A 17400-nucleotide genomic window follows, 5' to 3' on the forward strand; every position below is an offset into this window, starting at 1 on the left:
CGCGCTTTTAGCGCGGGGCCCCCCCCGGGGCGGGGGGGGGGGCCCGGGGCGGGGGGGGGCGCGCCCCGGGCCGGGCGGGCCCCCCCCCCCCCACGGCCGTGCCTGCCCGGACGTCGTCTCCCCGGTGATCCGTCGCAGCATGTCCATGAAGGCCGCTCGCTCGTCCTCGCCGAGCGGGGCGAGGAGCGCGTCGTTCGCGGTGCGGGCGGCGCGGGCGCAGGTGGCGACGAGGCGGGTGCCGTCCTCGGTGGCGGTGACGGCGTTCTTGCGGCGGTCCTGCGGATCGGGGCGGCGTTCGACGAGCCCCGCCGCCTGGAGGTCGTTGAGCACGCCGACCATGTCCTTCGGGTCCAGTTGGACGCTGCGCACGAGATCGGCCTGGGCGACGGGCTGTTGATCGGCGACGGCGCACAGGACGACGTGGTGCCACATCTTCAGTCCGTGCTCGGCGAGCGCCTCGGCGACGAGGGCGCGGCCGCGGGCGGCGGCCCGGCCGAGCAGCCAGCTGGGCAGATCGCGGATGGTGCTCGGGGCGGCGTTCATGGGCCCACCTTAACGAGAATTCGTTGGACTCCCCAATGAACTTCCCCTATCGTTGGTGCTCCCAATGAATGACGTCCCAGACCTGACCTGAGGCGGTGACGACGCATGCGTCGTGTCCGGTACGAGCACAGCGGCGGGCCCGAGGCCCTGTTTCTGGAGGAGGCGCCCGTTCCCGAGCCCGGTCAGGGTGAACTCCTCGTCCATGCCGAGGCGATCGGCGTGACCCTGCCCGTCGTCCGCAAGGTCCGCGAGGCCCGGGAACCGATTCCGCTCGGCGGAGAGGTCGCGGGTGAGGTGGTGGCGGTCGGTCCCGGCGTGACGGAATACGGGGTCGGCGACCGGGTCACGGGCCTGGTGTTCGGGCACGGTTACGCGGAGTTCGCCGTGCTGCGGGCCGCCATGGCCTCGCCGGTGCCGGAGGGGGCGAGCGCCGTCACGGCGGTGGCCCTCGTCCGCAGCGGGCTGGTCGCGTACGGGGCCCTGCGGGCGGCGCGGCCGGAGCCGGGCGAGCGGGCGCTCGTGACGGCGGCGGCGAGCGGGGTCGGCCACCTGGCCCTCCAACTGGCCCGGATCCAGGGGGCGTCGTGGATCACCGCGGCGGTCTCGGACGCGGACAAGGGGGACTTCCTGCGCGGGCTCGGGGCGGACGCGGTGGTCACGTACGACGCGGAGTCCTGGGGCGAGCCGGCGGACTACGCGCTGGACGCGGTGGGCGGACCACTCCTGAAGCCGGCCATCGGTGCGCTGGGCCCGTTCGGGCGGCTGGTGGCGTACAGCTCGGGAGGCGGGACGGTCGAGGCGTACGACCTTCTGGTCGGGGCGAAGTCGGTGACGGGCTTCCAGATGGCCCTGATCGCACGGGACCGCCCGGACCTGTACGAGTCCTGGCGCCAGGAGCTCTGGGATCTGCACCTGACGGGCCGTCTGACCCCGGCAGTACATGCCGAGTTCCCCCTGACCGAGGCGGCACGCGCCCACACCTTGATCGAGTCACGGGGCAACTTGGGCAAGGTGGTACTGGTGCCTTAGGGCGGCAAATCCCCGGGGACGAGCAGCGACTCCGTCGCGGGCGCGAGGCTGTACTCACACTCAGCGACTCCGTCGCGGGCGCGAACAACTGCCCCCCGAGGCGCACGAAGTGTGCCTCCAGGGGCGCGGGACTGTACCCGATCAGCGACTCCGTCGCGGGGCGCGAGCAACTGACCCCTGAGGCGCACGAAGTGTGCCTCCAGGGGCGCGGGGAACTGCGCGAGCAACCACGACGGCGCGGCACCCGGCGACGATCGTCGGCCCCTGCGGCGGCGACCGCTCGGCCGGAGGCCGACCGAGGGGATGGGGTGCCCAATGCAGGGCGGAGCCACTAGCGTTGCCGTGTGTGACGGGAGAGGCGGCGGCGCGGGCTCGGGTGGCGGTGACGTTGATCGCCGCAGCCGTGTTGCTCGGCGGACTGATCGTATGGCTCGGGGACCGGCCCGAGGACACCGTGGACGGCGCCCGCTCCTGCGAAGGGCGAGGCATCGCCTCATGGCGGGAAGAGGCCACGCTGACCGGGGAGTTCGCCCGGTACGGGGACGATCCGGCCCGGGGCGACGACTGGTCGGGCGGGGACGGGACGCACTCCGTGCGGCTTCCGGACGGGCGGACCCTGTGGCTGTTCTCGGACACGTTCCTGGGCGCGGTGCACGCGCCGCCCAACCCCGCCGGGGAGCCCTACCCCTGGCGGGACCCGAGCGCCCCCTTCGTGCGGAACTCGGCCGTCGTCATGACCCCGGCCCGCGCCGTCGAGCGGACCCTCCCCGCCCCTTTGTTCCCCGACACCGGCGTGGGCGAGTGGCGCTGGCCCGTGTCCGCGCGGGTCGAACCGCGGGCGCCGGGATCGCGCGAGAAGGTCGTCCGGGTGCTCCTGTGGACGCGTGCCGAGGGAGCGGGACCGTACGTCTACGGCGTGCCGGTGGCGACCGAGCTGGCCACCCTGTCGCTCCCGGACCTGCGCCTGACCGGCATCACGCAGGTGCTGGACCAGCGGCGGACGGCCGACCCCGCGCGCCGTGTCCTGTTCGGCACGGCCGCGGTCGACGCGGGCCCCTGGACGTACGTGTTCGGCGCGGACGACGGCCAGGCCCCGGCCCACCGGGCCTACGCGGCGCGGGTCCCGCGCGGCCGGCTCGGTGACATACGGGCCTGGGAGTACTGGGACGGCGAGCACTGGCGGGCCGAAGGGCGGCGTCTCGCGCCGGTGCTCGGCGACGGGCGGCGCCGCGGCGTGGGCAGCGCGTTCACGGTCGTCCGGGACGCCGGGACGTACGTGCTGTTCACAATGGCGGCGGGTCCGGCGGGCCTGCGGACGATCACCTCGTACTGGTCCTGCTCCCCCACCGGGCCCTGGCACGGGCCCGCGCGGGGCTTCACGCCGCCGCTGCCGGACGCGACGGTCGCCGCGTACAACCCGCAGGCGCACCCGGCGCTCGGCGCCGGGGGCCGCGTCGTGCTCAGCTACGACGTGAACCGGCTCGACGCGGCGCCGGGCGCCGGGCAGGCGGAGCTCAACGCGAACGTGTCGCGGTACCGGCCGCGGTTCGTGTCGGTCCGGCTGGGGCCGACGGGCTGAGCCCGGGGCGCCCGGATCCCTGGCCGTCCCCGGTGGTCCGGGGCTCCTCGGGGTCGTGCGAGCGCCGCTTGGCGATCACGGCGCAGACCATGAGCTGCATCTGGTGGAACAGCATCAGCGGCAGCACGGCGAGCGAGGCGTGCGCGCCGAACAGCACGGTCGCCATGGGCAGTCCGGAGGCGAGGGACTTCTTCGACCCGGCGAACTGGATCGCGATGCGGTCGGCGCGGCCGAAGCCGAGCGCCTTCGCCCCGTACCAGGTCACGGCCAGCATCACGGCGAGGAGCACCGCCTCGACGGCGAGGAGTCCGGCCAGGCGCACGGCGCTGACCTGGTGCCAGATGCCCTGGACCATGCCCTCGCTGAACGCGGTGTAGACGACGAGGAGGATCGAGCCGCGGTCGACGTAGCCGAGGACCTTCTTGTGGCGGGTGATGAACCCGCCGACCCAGCGCCGCAGCAACTGGCCCGCCACGAACGGCACGAGCAGCTGGAGCACGATCTTGACGACGGAGTCCGCGGAGAAGCCGCCGCCGGTGCCGCCGAGCAGCGCCGCGGCGAGGAGCGGGGTGAGCACGATGCCGGCGAGCGAGGAGAACGAGCCCGCGCAGATGGCGGCCGGCACGTTGCCGCGCGCGATCGACGTGAACGCGATCGAGGACTGGATGGTGGAGGGGACGAGGGTGAGGAAGAGGAGTCCCTCGTAGAGGTTCTGCGGCAGGAGCACCGGGACGAGTCCGCGGGCGGCCAGGCCGAGCAGCGGGAACAGCACGAAGGTGCAGGCGAGGACGGTGACGTGCAGGCGCCAGTGGCGCAGTCCGTCGAGGGCCTCGCGGGTGGAGAGCCGGGCCCCGTACAGGAAGAAGAGGAAGGCGACGGCCGCGGTGGAGGCGCCGGACGCCACATCGGCCGCGCCGCCTCGGGCGGGGAGGAGCGCGGCGACGCCGACCGTCGCGATCAACGCCAGGATGTACGGGTCGATCGGCATCCAGGACGGCCAGGTCAGGCGTTTCATCGGTTCCTTGCTCTCGGTTCAGGTCGTGCCCTCTCCATGGTCCCCCTCAGGACTGTGATCGGGAATCCTGCATACCGCTCTGACTGTCATCACGGTGCACGATGACCGGAGGTAGTGTGGCGGAATGTACGACCCGGGGCAGTTGAGGACGTTTCTGGCCGTCGCGCAGACGCTGAGCTTCACGCAGGCGGCGCGTCGGCTCGGGCTTCGCCAGTCGACGGTGAGCCAGCACGTGCGGCGCTTGGAGGACGCGACGGGCCGCACCCTGTTCACACGGGACACGCACTCCGTGGAGCTGACGGAGGACGGGGAGGCGATGCTGGGCTTCGCGCGCCGGATCCTGGAGGTGCACGAGCAGGCGACGTCCTTCTTCACGGGGACACGGCTGCGCGGTCGCCTGCGGTTCGGGGCGTCGGAGGACTTCGTGCTGACGCGGCTGCCGGAGATCCTGGAGGCCTTCCGCGTCGAGCATCCCGAGGTCGATCTGGAGCTGACGGTCGAACTGTCGGGGACGCTGCACGAACAGCTGGACACGGGCCGGCTGGACCTGGTGCTCGCCAAGCGGCGCCCGCAGGACCCGCGGGGCACCCCGGTGTGGCGGGACCGGCTGGTGTGGATCGGTTCGGAGCGGCTGCGGCTCGATCCGGAGCGTCCGGTGCCGCTGATCGTGTATCCGCCGCCGGGGATCTCGCGGGCCCTGGCCATGGAGGCGCTGGAGCGGCACGGCCGGGCCTGGCGGATCGCGTGCACGAGCGGTTCGCTGAACGGGCTCGTGGCGGCGGCCCGGGCCGGCCTCGGCGTGATGGCCCACTCGCGCGGACTGGTGCCGCCGGGCCTGGTGCGGGTCCCGGAGCGGGCCGGACTGCCGGAGCTCGGCGAGGTCGACTTCGTCCTGCGCGGCACCAAGGAGGAGGGGCCCGCGCGGGCCCTGGGCGCGGCGATCCTCGCGGGCGGCGACCGGCTGCGCTGAAACCCGGTCCGCCCGACCGGCTGCTTCATGATCTTCGACCTGGTACTGTCCTGCCGACCCGTAGCGGAACTGACCACTCCGTCCAAAAGCGGGGGTGAACGGGCCGGGGTGCCGTCTCCGTACAGATTCGGTGGAGACCCGTGAAGGCGCCCGGGAGATTGCGGCACCGAACTTACTGAAGCGTAAGTAATCTGTCCCGCGCCTTCCCTTGTAGCCCCATTTAAATGGCTGACCTGTGCATATTCCGCGTGTCCGGGAACGCGGGCACCCCCTCCCGCCCGACCGCGCGGTCCGGTACCGTCACCGACGCTGTGCGGAGCGCCACAAGGAGCAACATGCGCGAGATCACCACCCCTGCCCTGGCGTCGGCGCCGCCGGTGGGCGGCCTGGCCGACGCCGTGTTCGACCGCGCCCTGGACGATCCGGGGCACATCGCCCTGGGCCGCAAGGACGCCGCGGGCCAGTGGCACGACGTCACCCAGGCCCGGTTCCGCGACGAGGTCCTCGCGCTGGCCAAGGGCCTGCTCGCCCAGGGCATCCGGTTCGGCGACCGCGTCGCCATCATGTCCCGCACGCGCTACGAGTGGACCCTGTTCGACTTCGCGCTGTGGAGCATCGGCGCCCAGGTCGTTCCGGTGTACCCGACCTCGTCCGCCGAGCAGGTCTTCTGGATGATGTACGACGCCCAGGTGACCGCGGCGATCGTGGAGCACGAGGACCACGCGATGACGATCGCGACGGTCATCGACCGGCTCCCGCACCTGCGCCGGCTGTGGCAGCTGGACGGCGGCGCGGTCGACGAGGTCGCCGCGTCGGGCACCCACATCGACGACGAGACGGTGCACCGGCACCGCCGCGCGGTCACCCCCGAGTCCGTCGCCACCGTCATCTACACCTCGGGCACGACGGGCCGCCCCAAGGGCTGTGTGATCTCGCACGGCAACTTCATGTTCGAGGCGGACACGGTCATCGAGCGCTGGGAGCCGGTCTTCGCCTCGAAGCGCGAACGCATCCCCTCCACCCTGCTCTTCCTGCCGCTCGCGCACGTCTTCGGGCGGATGGTGCAGGTCGCGGCGGTGCGCGGCGGGGTCAAGCTCGGCCACCAGCCACAGCTCAACGCGGCGGCCCTCCTCCCCGACCTCCAGGCCTTCAAGCCCACCTTCATCCTCGCGGTGCCGTACATCTTCGAGAAGGTGTTCAACGCGGCCCGCCGCAAGGCGGAGAAGGAGGGCCGCGCCGGCGCGTTCGACAAGGCTGTGGAGTGCGCGGTCAAGTACGCGGACAGCCAGGAGGCCAAGGCCTTCGGGACCGGCCCCGGCCCCTCCGCGTCGCTGCGCATGCAGCACTCCCTGTTCGACAAGCTCGTCTACTCCAAGGTCCGCGAGGCGATGGGCGGGCGCGTGCGGCACGCGATGTCCGGCGGCTCGGGCATGGACCGCCGGCTCGGCCTGTTCTTCGCGGGCGCCGGGGTCGCGATCTACGAGGGCTACGGGCTGACCGAGTCGACGGCCGCGGCCACCGCGAACCCGCCCGAGCAGACCCGCTACGGCACCGTCGGCAAGGCCATCCCCGGCACCACCGTGCACATCGCGGACGACGGCGAGGTCTGGCTCTACGGGGGCAACGTCTTCCAGGGCTACCTCAACGACCCCAAGGCCACCGACGCCACGCTGCACGACGGCTGGCTCGCCACCGGCGACCTGGGCGCGCTCGACGAGGACGGCTATCTGACCATCACCGGCCGCAAGAAGGAGATCCTCGTGACCTCCGGCGGCAAGAGCGTCTCGCCGCAGCAGCTCGAGGAGCGGGTGCGCGACCATCCGCTGGTCGCGCAGTGCATCGTCGTCGGCAACGACCGCCCCTACATCGCGGCGCTCGTCACCCTGGACTCCGAGGCCGTCGAGCACTGGCTCGGCATGCGCCACAAGCAGCCGATGAGCCCGGCGGAGCTGGTGCGCGACCCGGATCTGGAGATGGAGGTGCGGCGCGCCGTCGTCGCCGCCAACACCCTGGTCTCGCAGGCCGAGTCGATCCGCACCTTCCGGATCCTGGCCCACCAGTTCACCGAGGAGCACGGGCTGCTCACGCCCTCGCTGAAGCTGAAGCGGAAGGCGATCGAGACGGTGTACTCGGCCGAGGTGGAGGCCCTCTACCACGCATGATGACGGGAAACCACGGTTACTGACGGTTCATCATTTTTCGATGCGTCAGTTATTGACGGTTCATCAGGTCGCCCACAGAATCACCCTCACTCCGACGGAGGGGGCTCGACCGTGTCGCGACCGATCCGCGCCATCACCGCCACCGTGGCCGCACTTCTGCTCGCCACCGCCTGCAACTCCACCGCCACGAACGACTCCCCCGACGGCAAGGGGGGTACCGCGCGCGGGGTGAGCGACGACAGCATCAAGGTCGGCGGCATCGTCTCCATGACGACCGCGAGCGGCTACAGCAAGAAGGACACCGACCTGGGCGCGAAGGCCCGCTTCGCGCGCGCCAACGCCGAGGGCGGGGTCAACGGCCGCAAGATCGACTACCTGGGCGCCGAGGACGACGGGCAGGACCCGGCGAAGAACCTCGCCGCGGCCCGCAAACTCGTCCAGCAGGACAAGGTCTTCGCCATCGCGCCGATGAGCTCGGTGACCTTCTCCGGCGCCGACTTCCTGCAGAAGCAGCGCGTCCCCACCTTCGGCTGGGGCACCCTGCCGTCCTTCTGCGGGCCCACCTACATCTACGGATTCAGCGGCTGCCTCGTCCCGATGCCCGGCGGCACCATCTCGCAGACCTGGCCCGAGGGCCTCAAGGACGTCACGGGCGGGTCCGAGGGCAGGACCGTGGCGATCCTCGCCAACGACAACGACGCCGGCACCTTCGCCATCCGCACCTACAAGCAGTCCTTCGCGTCCGCCGGCTACAAGGTCACCTACGCCAAGGCCGCCGTGCCCGCGACCTCCGTGCCGAGCGACTGGTCCGCGTACACCAAGGAGATGCTGCGCAGCGACGGCGGCAAGGCGCCCGACGCGGTCGTCTCCGTGATGCAGACGCCGTACAACATCGGCCTGTTCACGGCGGTCAAGCGCACCGGCTTCAAGGGCGTGCTCACCGACCCGACCGACTACGACCCGGGGCTGCTGTCGAAGAGCGCGACCCGGCAGGCGCTCGACGGGGTGCACGTCCTACTGTCCTTCGAGCCCTTCGAGTCGGCGACGGCGGACATGAAGCAGTTCAAGGCCGACATCAAGAAGGCGGCGGGCGGCAAGGACGTGCCGCTCAACATGCACATGCTGACGGGTTACATGTCGGCGGACCTCTTCCTCGCCATCGCCGAGAAGGCCGGCAAGGACCTCACCGTCGCCTCCTTCCAGCAGGCCGCGAAGGGCTTCTCCGACACGAAGACGCTCGTCGGCGACCGGCAACTGCCGCGCGGCCAGAAGGAGTCCTTCGGCTGCGGCGCGCTCGTACAGCTCAAGGACGGCAAGTACCGGGTGTCGTCCCCCTTCGAGTGCTATCCGCCGATCCCGTTCAAGTAGGAGGGCCCCGGCATGGCTGACCTGCTCGCCTTCGTCCTCAGCGGGCTGGTGTCGGGCGCCCTGTACGCGCTGCTCGCCACCGGGCTCGTCCTGTCCTACACCGCGTCCGGGCTGTTCAACTTCGCGCACGGCGCCACCGCCTACGTGTGCGCGCTCGGCTTCTACGAACTGCACTCGGGATTCGGCTGGCCCGCGGTGCCCACCGCGCTGCTCCTCGTCCTCGTGGTGGCACCGCTGATCGGCTGGGGCCTGGACCGCCTGATGTTCCGCAAACTGGCGCGGGTCGGCGAGACCGCGCAGATCGTCGCCACGATCGGGCTCCTCGTGGCGCTGCCCGCGCTCGGCCTGTGGCTGGTCGAACTGCTCGACGGCCTGGGCGCGCCCGTGAAGCCCGCGGAGAACCAGTTCGGGCTGCCCGGCGTCGGACCGAGCCCGGCGAAGAACTGGCAGATCCTGGACGGGGTCGGCATCGACTCCGACCAGCTCATCACCTGGGTCACGACCGCCGTCGTCGCGCTCGGCCTGTGGATCCTGCTGCGCCGCACGGCGCTCGGTCTGCGGCTGCGCGCCGTGGTCGACGACCGCTCCCTGGTCGAACTGCGCGGGCTGAGCGCCGACCGGCTGTCGTCGGTCGCGTGGATGCTGTCGTCCGGGCTCGCCGGGCTCGCGGGCGTGCTCGCGACTCCCCTGCTCGGTCTGTCCGCGCACGACTTCACCCTGTTCCTGTTCGTGTCGGCGACCGCCGCCGTGCTCGGCCGCTTCATGTCGATCCCGCTCGCCTTCGCGGGCGGGCTCGGCCTCGGCGTGCTGCAGAACCTGGTGGCGGGGTACGCGTCGTTCGCCGAGAAGATCACCGGGTTCCGCACGGCCGTGCCGTTCCTCATCCTGTTCGCCGGGCTGCTGCTGCTCACCCGGCGGCAGCGGACGGCCGGGACGGCGGCCACGGACGTGCCGCCGGTGGACTATCTGGCGGGGCGGCCCTGGCTGCGCCGCTGGGGTCCGTGGACGGTCGCCGGGCTGCTGCTCGGGATCGCCTTCTACACGGTGACCACCCCGTTCTGGAGCGGCATCCTCGCGCAGGGGCTCGCGATCTCCCTCGTCTTCATGTCGTTCACCGTCGTGACCGGGCTCGGCGCGATGGTCTCGCTGGCGCAGGCCACGTTCGTGACGGGCGCCGCGCTGGTGGCCGGACTGCTGATGAGTCACGGCTGGCCGTTCCTCGGGGCCGCGCTCGTCGGCACCTGCGCGGCGGCCGTCCTCGGCGCGCTGGTGGCGCTGCCCGCGCTGCGGCTCGGCGGCCGCTCCCTCGCGCTCGCCACCCTCGCCCTGGCGTTCCTCGCCGACCAAGTCCTGTTCCAGACGGGCTGGTTGAGGAACGGTGACACCGGCTGGGAGATCCCGCGCGCCGCGTTCGGGCCCGTCGACCTCGGCGACGACCGGGCGATGGGCGTGGCCATGCTCGTCCTGTGCGCGGCGGCCGTGGCCGGGCTCAGCGCGCTGCGCGGCTCGCGGGCCGGGCGGGCGATGCTCGCGGTGCGCTCGGCGCCGGCCGCCGCGATGGCCTCCGGCGTCTCCGTCGTCCGTACGAAACTGCTCCTGTTCACGCTGTCCGCCGGGCTCGCGGGCTTCGGCGGCGTGATGTACGCGTCGTACAACACACGTATCACCGCGACCGACTTCACCGCGATGACCGGCCTGATCTGGCTCGCCGTGGTCGTCGCCGCAGGGGTGCGGCGGCCCCAGTTCGCGGTGGTCGCGGGGCTGACCTTCGCGGTGGTGCCGCATCTGCTGGCGGACTACGTCACCGAGTCGGCGCAACTGCCGGTGATCCTGTTCGGCCTGGCGGGGCTCGCGCTCGCCAACGACCCGGACGGATACTGCGCGGCGTTCTCCGTGCGCCGCCACCGGCGTGCGGCCGCGTCCGCCCACCCCGAGCCGGCCCACGAGCCGGGCCCCGCGGACCCGGACGCCGCGCTCCAGCTCACCGGGGTGCACGCCGGATACGACGGCGCGCCGGTCCTCCAGGGTGTCGACCTGACCGTGCGGCCCGGCGAGATCGTCGCGCTGCTCGGGCCGAACGGCGCGGGCAAGTCGACGGCGTGCAAGGTCGCGGCCGGACTCATGGCACCGGTGCACGGCGAGGTTCACGCGGCCGGGCGCGCCGCCGGCCGGGAGGGTGCCGTGCGCCGGGCCCGCTCCGGGATCGTGCTCGCACCCGAGGGCCGGGGCGTCTTCCCGTCGCTCACCGTCGACGAGAACCTCGCCCTGCGCCTGCCGGCGAGGACGGACCGCGCGGCCGTGTACGAGCGGTTCACGGCGCTCGCGGCCCGGCGCGCCGTCCCGGCCGGATCGCTGTCCGGCGGCGAGCAGCAACTCCTCGCCCTGGCACCGCTGTTGCACCGTCCGCCGCGCGTGCTCATCGCGGACGAGCCGTCGCTCGGGCTCGCGCCGCGGGTCGTCGACGAGGTGTACCGGCTGCTCGCGGAGCTGCGTGACGCGGGCACGGGCCTGCTGCTCGTCGAGGAGAAGGCGTCGGAGATCCTCGGCGTCGCGGACACCGTCGCGTACCTCGCGCAGGGGCGGGTCACGTGGTGCGGGCCGCGCGACCAGGTCGAGGAGCAGCGGCTGACGGACGCGTACCTGGGGATCGCGGAGGAGGCGGAGAAGGCATGAGCGGCACGAGTGGCCCGAGCGGCATGAGTGGCACGAGTGTGCTCCGGGCCGAGGGCGTCGGCGTGCGGTTCGGCGGGGTACGGGCCCTGGACGGGGTCGGGCTGCGGCTCGCGGCGGGCGAGGTGTGCGGCCTGATCGGGCCCAACGGGGCGGGCAAGACGACCCTGTTCGACGTCCTGTCGGGGATCCGGCGGCCGGACGCGGGCCGGGTCCTGCTCGACGGGGCCGAGGTCACGCGGCGCTCGCCGGTGTGGCGGGCGCGGCACGGGATGCGGCGCACGTTCCAGCGCCGGCAGCTGTTCGGTCAGCTGACCGTCGCCGACAACCTGCTCGTCGCGCAGGAGTCGCGGCGCGGCGGCGCGGACGCCGGGCGGGCCGCTGAACTGCTGCGCGCCTGCGGCCTGGAGGCGTTGTCCGGCACGTACGCGGGCACGCTGCCGGTCGGGCAGGCGCGGATGGTGGAGCTGGCGCGGGCCGCCGCCGACCGGCCCCGGGTGCTGCTCCTCGACGAACCGGCGTCCGGGATGACGGCCGACGAGCGGGAGCGGCTCGCCGCCGTGGTGCGCGCCCTCGCCGCGGACGGCTGCGCGGTGCTGCTGGTGGAGCACAACGTGGCGTTCGTGATGGAGCTGTGCTCGCGGGTCGTGGTGCTCGACCTGGGGCGGGTCCTCGCCGAGGGCACCCCGGCCGAGGTGCGCGCGGACGCACGCGTCCGGGAGGCGTATCTGGGCACCCGGGACCCCGCGCGGACGGCGCCGGACGCCCAAGGAATGCGCGGACGCGCGTGATCGTTGACGATGGGAGTACGCGGCGCGGACCTCCGCGCGCCTCTGAAGACCAGACGACCTAAGGACCGACACCTCGTGAGCAAGGTTCCCCCGATCATCCTGAACAACGGCGTCGAGATGCCCCAGCTCGGCTTCGGCGTGTGGCAGGTGCCGGACGACGAGGCCGAGAAGGCGGTCGCGACGGCCCTGGAGGCCGGGTACCGCAGCATCGACACCGCCGCGATCTACGGCAACGAGGAGGGCACGGGCCGCGCCATCGCGGCGTCGGGCGTGCCCCGCGAGGACCTCTTCGTCACGACGAAGCTGTGGAACGCCGACCAGGGCCACGACGCGACGCTCCGCGCGTTCGACGCGTCGCTGGCCAAGCTGGGCCTCGACCGCGTGGACCTGTACCTGATCCACTGGCCGCTGCCGTCCAAGGGCCTGTACGTGGAGACGTACAAGGCGCTGGAGAAGATCTACGCGGACGGGCGGGCGCGCGCCATCGGTGTGTCGAACTTCCTGCCCGAGCACCTCGACCGGCTGACCGACGAGACGAACGTGATCCCGGCCGTCAACCAGATCGAGCTGCACCCGCAGCTGCAGCAGCGGGTCGCCCGCGAGCGGCACGGGGAGCTGGGCATCGCGACCGAGGCCTGGTCGCCGCTCGGTTCCGGCAAGGGACTCCTGGAGGTCCCGGCGATCATCGCGATCGCGCAGAAGCACGGCCGCACGCCCGCGCAGGTCGTGCTCCGCTGGCACGTCCAGACGGGCAACGTGGTGATCCCCAAGTCCGTGACCCCGTCGCGGATCAAGGAGAACATCGACGTGTTCAGCTTCGAGCTGGACGCCGAGGACCTCGGCGCGATCAGCGCGCTCAACGAGGACCGGCGCCTGGGCCCGGACCCCGCCACGTTCGACGTCGCCTGAGCGGCACACACGAAGAGGCCCCGACCGGCACACGGTCCGGGCCTCCCGCACGTCCGGGCGCCGCCGGCCCTCCGCTTTGCCCGGCCGGGCAAGCCGGGCGTCCGCAGCCCACCCGGGGCCGCCGGACCTCCACTCAGCCCGCCCGGGCAAGCCGGACCTCCCCAGCCCCACCCGGGGCGGCCTGCCCTCCGCTAAGCCCGGCCGGGGAAGCCGGGCGTCCGCAGCCCGTCCGGGCACGCCGGACCTCCCCAGCCCGCCCGGGCAAGCAGGGACTCCGCAGCCCGTCCGGGGCGGCCGGGACTCCGGTCAGGCCTCCTTCACGGCCGTGTGGACCGTGTGCGCCGTCAGCAGGAACAGGTCCTCGCGGCGGTGCAGGCTCTGCGGGTCCTCCGGGTCGAGCAGCCGGTCGAGCACGGCGGCGTCCTCGGCCGGGACACTCTGCGGGAGCGAGTCGCGGCGGCGGCGCCACAGCTCGACGACCAGCTCGCGCGCCCGGGGGTCGAGCGGCGCCGGCAGGTCGAGCAGGAAGGTGCGGGAGGCCGGGCGCACGAGGCCCGCGTCCGTGAGCAGCCCCGCCCAGTCCTCGGTGTCGGCCTTGGAGTCCGGCACGGACGCGCGCATGTCCGCGAACCACTCCTCCTCCAGGGCGTCCATCCGGGTCTGCAGCCCGGCCCGGCCCATCCCGAAGTCGCGCGGCAGGCTGCGCCAGGGCAGTCCGCCCTCGATCAGCGCGAGGGTGCCGCCGGGGGCGAGCCGGCCGGCCAGCGCGGCGATCGCGGCCCGCTGGTCACCCACGTGGTGCAGGGAGCGGGCCGCCCACATCAGGTCGGCGGCCGGCAGCTCGTCCAGCGCGTGCGGCAGCTCGACGCGCAGGGTGCTCACGCGGTCGGCGAGACCCTCGCGCGCCGCCCGCTCGGCGGCGCGGGCGAGCAGTCCCTCCTCGGGGTCCGCGGCGACGACCTTCGCCTGCGGGAACTCCTCGGCGAGCCGGCAGGAGACGACGCCGGGGCCGCTGCCCACGTCGACGATCACCCCGGTGCCGCCCGGTCGCGTCCCGCGCAACCACGCCATGGCCTGGGTGTACAGAGGGGCGTAGACCTCCGCGTTGCGCTCCAGGTGCGGGATCATGGCGACCCAGTCCGGATGCGTACTGTCGTGCCCGCCGTGTCCGTGGTCCTGGTGCCCGTGCTGATGCCCGTGCTGGTGCCGGCCCTCTGCCATGCGCGCGTCGCCGCCTTCCTCGCTCACCGGTCTCGTCCCCCCAGCGTGTGCCGCACGCCCGGTCAGGGCAAGCGCGTTTGCCGAGTGAGCAAATCCGAGGCCCGGGCCGCGAGGCGCGCCTGATCGGGGAAATGCCGCCCGCAGGGCGTGCATTTCAGGGGCGCGGGGAACGGCGCGCTCAGCCAGGACGCTGGTGTCACCCGGCGACGAAACCGCGCCCCACAACGGCGGCACCCCCGGGGGCTCCGCCCCGGCCCCCGCTCCTCAATCGCCGGAGAGGCTTGCCAGGCGCTTGACTTCGAGTGCGCTCCAACGCGTTGACTCCTGTCCGTCGCCCGGCGCGCAGCAGGCCGCCGGGCCCGGCGAGGGGGCACCGCATGAAGTACCGCACGATCGGCACCGACCCGGCGAACCGGCTCGAGGTGAGCGTGCTCAGTCTGGGCGCGATGCTGTTCGGCACGGCGACCGACGAGCGGACCGCGTTCGCGCTCCTCGACCGGTACGTGGAGGCGGGCGGCACGTTCGTCGACACGTCGAACACGTACGCCTACTGGTTCCACGACACGGTGGGCGGCGAGAGCGAGACCGTGCTGGGCAACTGGCGGCGCAGCCGGGGTGTCGGGGACGAGGTCGTGATCGCGACGAAGGTGGGGGCGGCGCCGAGGAAGGCCGGGACCGGGTTCGTCGACAACCGCGAGGGCCTGTCGGGACCCACGATCCGGGCGGCCGTCGAGGGCAGCAGGAAGCGGCTGGGTCTGGACCGACTCCCCGTGCTCTACGCCCATGTGCCGGACCCCGAGACCGAACTCTCAGAGACGGTACGGGAGTTCGGGGCGCTCGTCGGGGAGGGCACGGTCGGACTGCTCGGGGTGTCCAACCACTGGGCGTGGCAGGTGGAGCGCTGCCGGGCGATCGCGCGGGCCGAGGGGCTGCCCGGGTACGAGCTGCTCCAGTACCAGCACAGCTATCTGCGGCACCGCACCGATCTGCCCAGCCCGCTCTCCCCGGACGGCGAACTCGGCACGGCCGACGGCAATCTGCTGAGCATGGTGCGCGCGGAGCGCGATCTGACGCTGGTCGCGTACTCGCCGCTGCTCTCGGGCGGCTACGTGCGCGAGGACAAGCCGCTCGGTCCCGGGCACGACCACGGCAGCCGCGACGCCCGGCTCGCCGCGCTGCGCGAGGTCGCGAAGGAGACGGGGGCGACGGTGAACCAGGTGGTGCTCGCCTGGCTGATCGGCGCCGAGGTCCCGGCGATCCCGCTGGTCGGGGCGTCGTCGGTGGCCCAGCTGGAGGAGAGCCTCGCGGCGGTCGACCTGGAGCTGACCGAGGATCAGCGGGCGCGGCTCGCGGCGGCCGGCTGAGCGGGGCCGGGGCGGGCCGCGCCCGGGGCGGGCCCGGCCGCGCGCGGGGTCAGCTCGCCTGGTGGCCGGGGGCCAGCGCCTCCACCCTGCGGGCCAGCTCGAAGTCCTTCTCGGTGACGGCTCCGCCCGCGTCGTGCGAGTTCACGGCGAGGGCGACCGTGTTGTAGCCGAGGGTGAGGTCGGAGTGGTGGTTCAGCTCCTCCTGGGTCTGGGCGATGTGCACGACGAGGGCGGTCGCCGCGAAGTGCGAGCCCAGGCGGTAGGTACGGGTGATCTTGGCGCCGTCGAGCGACCAGCCGGGCAGCTCGGTGAGACGGTCCTCGATCTCCTTCTGGGAGAGCGGTTCTGTAGCCATGGCTCCAGCCTGCCACCGCGACCGGGTTACGGTCGTGTCATGACGACTGCGGCGCGCAAGAACACGTCAGAAGTGGGCCGTCTGCTGCGGGGGTGGCGGGAGCAGCGGCGGGTCAGTCAACTGGAGCTCGCGCTGCGGGCGGACTCCTCGGCGCGGCACATCAGTTTCGTGGAGACGGGGCGGTCCCGGCCGAGCGAGGAGCTGATCCTGCGGCTCGCGGATCACCTCGACGTGCCGGTGCGGGAGCGCAACGCGCTGCTTCTGGCGGCCGGTTACGCCCCGCGCTTCACCGAGACCTCCCTGGACGACCCGTCGCTCGGCGCGCTGCGCGAGGGTCTGGAGCGGCTGCTGCGCGGGTACGAGCCGTACCCCGCGTTCGTCGTCGACGCGACCTACAACGTCGTCGCGGCGAACAACGGGATCGCCCTGCTGATGGAGTCCCTGCCCGAGCACCTGCTGGCCCCGCCGCTCAACGCGATGCGGCTGACCCTGCACCCGGAGGGGCTCGCCCCGCGCATCCGCAACCTCCGCGAGTGGCGCGGGCACCTGCTCGCCCAGATGGAGCGCCAGATCGCGCTGTCCCGCTCCGAGCCGCTGCGGGAGCTGTACGAGGAGGTGGCGGCGTATCCGGTGCCCGAGGACGCGGGGCAGGAGCCCGATGAACCGGTGCCGTACTTCGCGCTGCCGATGGTGATCGAGCACGACGGCCACGTCCTGTCGTTCGTGGCCTCGATCTCCACGTTCAACACCCCGATGGACGTGACCGTCGCCGAGCTCGCCATCGAGACCCTTCTCCCGGCGGACCCGGCGACGGTGAAGTACCTTCAGGCGGCCGCGGGCTGAGAGCGCGCCGTCGCGGCGCGCAGCGCGAGGTGCTGCAGCACGGCGAGCGTCCCGACGGCGAGGGCCTGCGCCACGACCCACACGGCACCGGCCGTGCTCGGCTCCAGCCAGAAGGCCAGGGCGACCAGGCTGGCCGCCGTCCAGGCCAGGTTGATCTCGACGACGGCGCGGGTGCCCGCGACGGGCGGACGTCTGCGCGCGGCCAGGGCGGCGACGCCCAGGGCGTAGACGACGAGGACGGCACCGAGCGTGAGCAGGAGCCCCGGGTCGAGCCCGAGGAAGTCTCCCAGCGGGGTGGCGGCGGCGACGTAGGCGAGGCCGTTGGCTCCCGTGACGGCGGCGTCGGCGATGAGCAGGGGGCGGATCTTCTGCGGTGTCATGCCCCCAGCCTCTGCCTCCGGCGGGTGCGGGTCGATTACCTCCGGGGTCAAGCGCCTCAGGGTGGGGGCGGGGAGGTTCATGGGCGGCCGCGGGTCCGGTGGGGGCTGGTCGCGCAGTTCCCCGCGCCCCTGAAATGCAGACCCTCCGGGTCGCATTTCCCCGATGCGTCGACGCCCCTGGAGATGCGCACGAAGTGCGCA

The 17400-nt window shown here is 72.9% G+C and carries 14 protein-coding genes and 1 pseudogene; 10 read left to right on the forward strand and 5 right to left on the reverse strand.

Annotated features, from left to right (window positions below; all coding sequences use genetic code 11):
* Positions 1–120: 120 nt before the first annotated feature.
* Positions 121–543 (reverse strand): annotated as a pseudogene (locus tag ACFW9D_RS18875) (MarR family winged helix-turn-helix transcriptional regulator); the annotation flags it as partial.
* 105 nt (positions 544–648) lie between these two features.
* Here ACFW9D_RS18875 and ACFW9D_RS18880 point away from each other — a divergent pair.
* On the forward strand, positions 649–1572 hold the full coding sequence (locus tag ACFW9D_RS18880) for a zinc-binding alcohol dehydrogenase family protein (RefSeq protein ID WP_384623244.1): 924 nt from the start codon (positions 649–651) through the stop codon (positions 1570–1572).
* 346 nt (positions 1573–1918) lie between these two features.
* Positions 1919–3151 (forward strand): hypothetical protein, encoded by a 1233-nt coding sequence (locus tag ACFW9D_RS18885; RefSeq protein WP_384623246.1) that lies wholly within the window; start codon positions 1919–1921, stop codon positions 3149–3151.
* On the opposite strand, the gene ACFW9D_RS18890 is transcribed toward ACFW9D_RS18885, so the two are convergent.
* Positions 3087–4166: a bile acid:sodium symporter family protein gene (locus ACFW9D_RS18890; RefSeq protein ID WP_188335986.1), complete on the reverse strand. Its 1080-nt coding sequence runs from the start codon at positions 4164–4166 to the stop codon at positions 3087–3089. The genes ACFW9D_RS18885 and ACFW9D_RS18890 overlap by 65 nt on opposite strands.
* Positions 4167–4290: 124 nt before the next feature.
* On the opposite strand from ACFW9D_RS18890, the gene ACFW9D_RS18895 reads away from it, so the two are divergent.
* The 6 genes from ACFW9D_RS18895 (at position 4291) to ACFW9D_RS18920 (ending at position 13036) form a co-directional block, all read left to right on the forward strand.
* Positions 4291–5136: a LysR substrate-binding domain-containing protein gene (locus ACFW9D_RS18895; protein WP_384623247.1), complete on the forward strand. Its 846-nt coding sequence runs from the start codon at positions 4291–4293 to the stop codon at positions 5134–5136.
* Positions 5137–5471: 335 nt separating this feature from the next.
* The gene (locus ACFW9D_RS18900) at positions 5472–7298 is read left to right on the forward strand and encodes an AMP-dependent synthetase/ligase (RefSeq protein WP_384623249.1); all 1827 of its coding nucleotides are present in this window, start codon (positions 5472–5474) and stop codon (positions 7296–7298) included.
* A gap of 111 nt (positions 7299–7409) precedes the next feature.
* Positions 7410–8666 (forward strand): ABC transporter substrate-binding protein, encoded by a 1257-nt coding sequence (locus tag ACFW9D_RS18905; RefSeq protein ID WP_384623251.1) that lies wholly within the window; start codon positions 7410–7412, stop codon positions 8664–8666.
* A 12-nt stretch (positions 8667–8678) separates the two neighbouring features.
* Positions 8679–11339, forward strand: coding sequence for an ATP-binding cassette domain-containing protein (locus tag ACFW9D_RS18910; protein ID WP_384623253.1), 2661 nt, complete (start codon positions 8679–8681; stop codon positions 11337–11339).
* Positions 11336–12127 (forward strand): ABC transporter ATP-binding protein, encoded by a 792-nt coding sequence (locus ACFW9D_RS18915; RefSeq protein ID WP_384623255.1) that lies wholly within the window; start codon positions 11336–11338, stop codon positions 12125–12127. The genes ACFW9D_RS18910 and ACFW9D_RS18915 overlap by 4 nt, the downstream gene beginning before the upstream one ends.
* Before the next feature lie 117 nt (positions 12128–12244).
* Positions 12245–13036, forward strand: a complete 792-nt coding sequence (locus ACFW9D_RS18920) for an aldo/keto reductase (RefSeq protein ID WP_384623264.1) — start codon at positions 12245–12247, stop codon at positions 13034–13036.
* 306 nt (positions 13037–13342) lie between these two features.
* On the opposite strand, the gene ACFW9D_RS18925 is transcribed toward ACFW9D_RS18920, so the two are convergent.
* Positions 13343–14257: a class I SAM-dependent methyltransferase gene (locus ACFW9D_RS18925; RefSeq protein ID WP_384623266.1), complete on the reverse strand. Its 915-nt coding sequence runs from the start codon at positions 14255–14257 to the stop codon at positions 13343–13345.
* Between the two features lie 377 nt (positions 14258–14634).
* Between ACFW9D_RS18925 and ACFW9D_RS18930 the strand changes: the two genes are divergently transcribed.
* A complete protein-coding gene (locus ACFW9D_RS18930; protein WP_384623257.1) occupies positions 14635–15621 on the forward strand; it encodes an aldo/keto reductase in 987 nt (328 codons plus the stop codon).
* Between the two features lie 49 nt (positions 15622–15670).
* Here ACFW9D_RS18930 and ACFW9D_RS18935 read toward each other — a convergent pair whose 3' ends face one another.
* Positions 15671–15976 carry a 4a-hydroxytetrahydrobiopterin dehydratase gene (locus tag ACFW9D_RS18935; protein WP_188335993.1) on the reverse strand — a complete coding sequence of 102 codons (306 nt, stop codon included), beginning with the start codon at positions 15974–15976 and terminating at the stop codon, positions 15671–15673.
* 39 nt (positions 15977–16015) lie between these two features.
* Between ACFW9D_RS18935 and ACFW9D_RS18940 the strand changes: the two genes are divergently transcribed.
* Positions 16016–16819, forward strand: coding sequence for a helix-turn-helix domain-containing protein (locus ACFW9D_RS18940; protein ID WP_188335994.1), 804 nt, complete (start codon positions 16016–16018; stop codon positions 16817–16819).
* On the opposite strand, the gene ACFW9D_RS18945 is transcribed toward ACFW9D_RS18940, so the two are convergent.
* A complete protein-coding gene (locus ACFW9D_RS18945; RefSeq protein ID WP_188335995.1) occupies positions 16801–17199 on the reverse strand; it encodes a hypothetical protein in 399 nt (132 codons plus the stop codon). The genes ACFW9D_RS18940 and ACFW9D_RS18945 overlap by 19 nt on opposite strands.
* Between the last annotated feature and the right edge of the window lie 201 nt (positions 17200–17400).

It is taken from the genome of Streptomyces sp. NPDC059524 (assembly GCF_042749255.1).
Lineage (GTDB): Bacteria > Actinomycetota > Actinomycetes > Streptomycetales > Streptomycetaceae > Streptomyces > Streptomyces xanthii.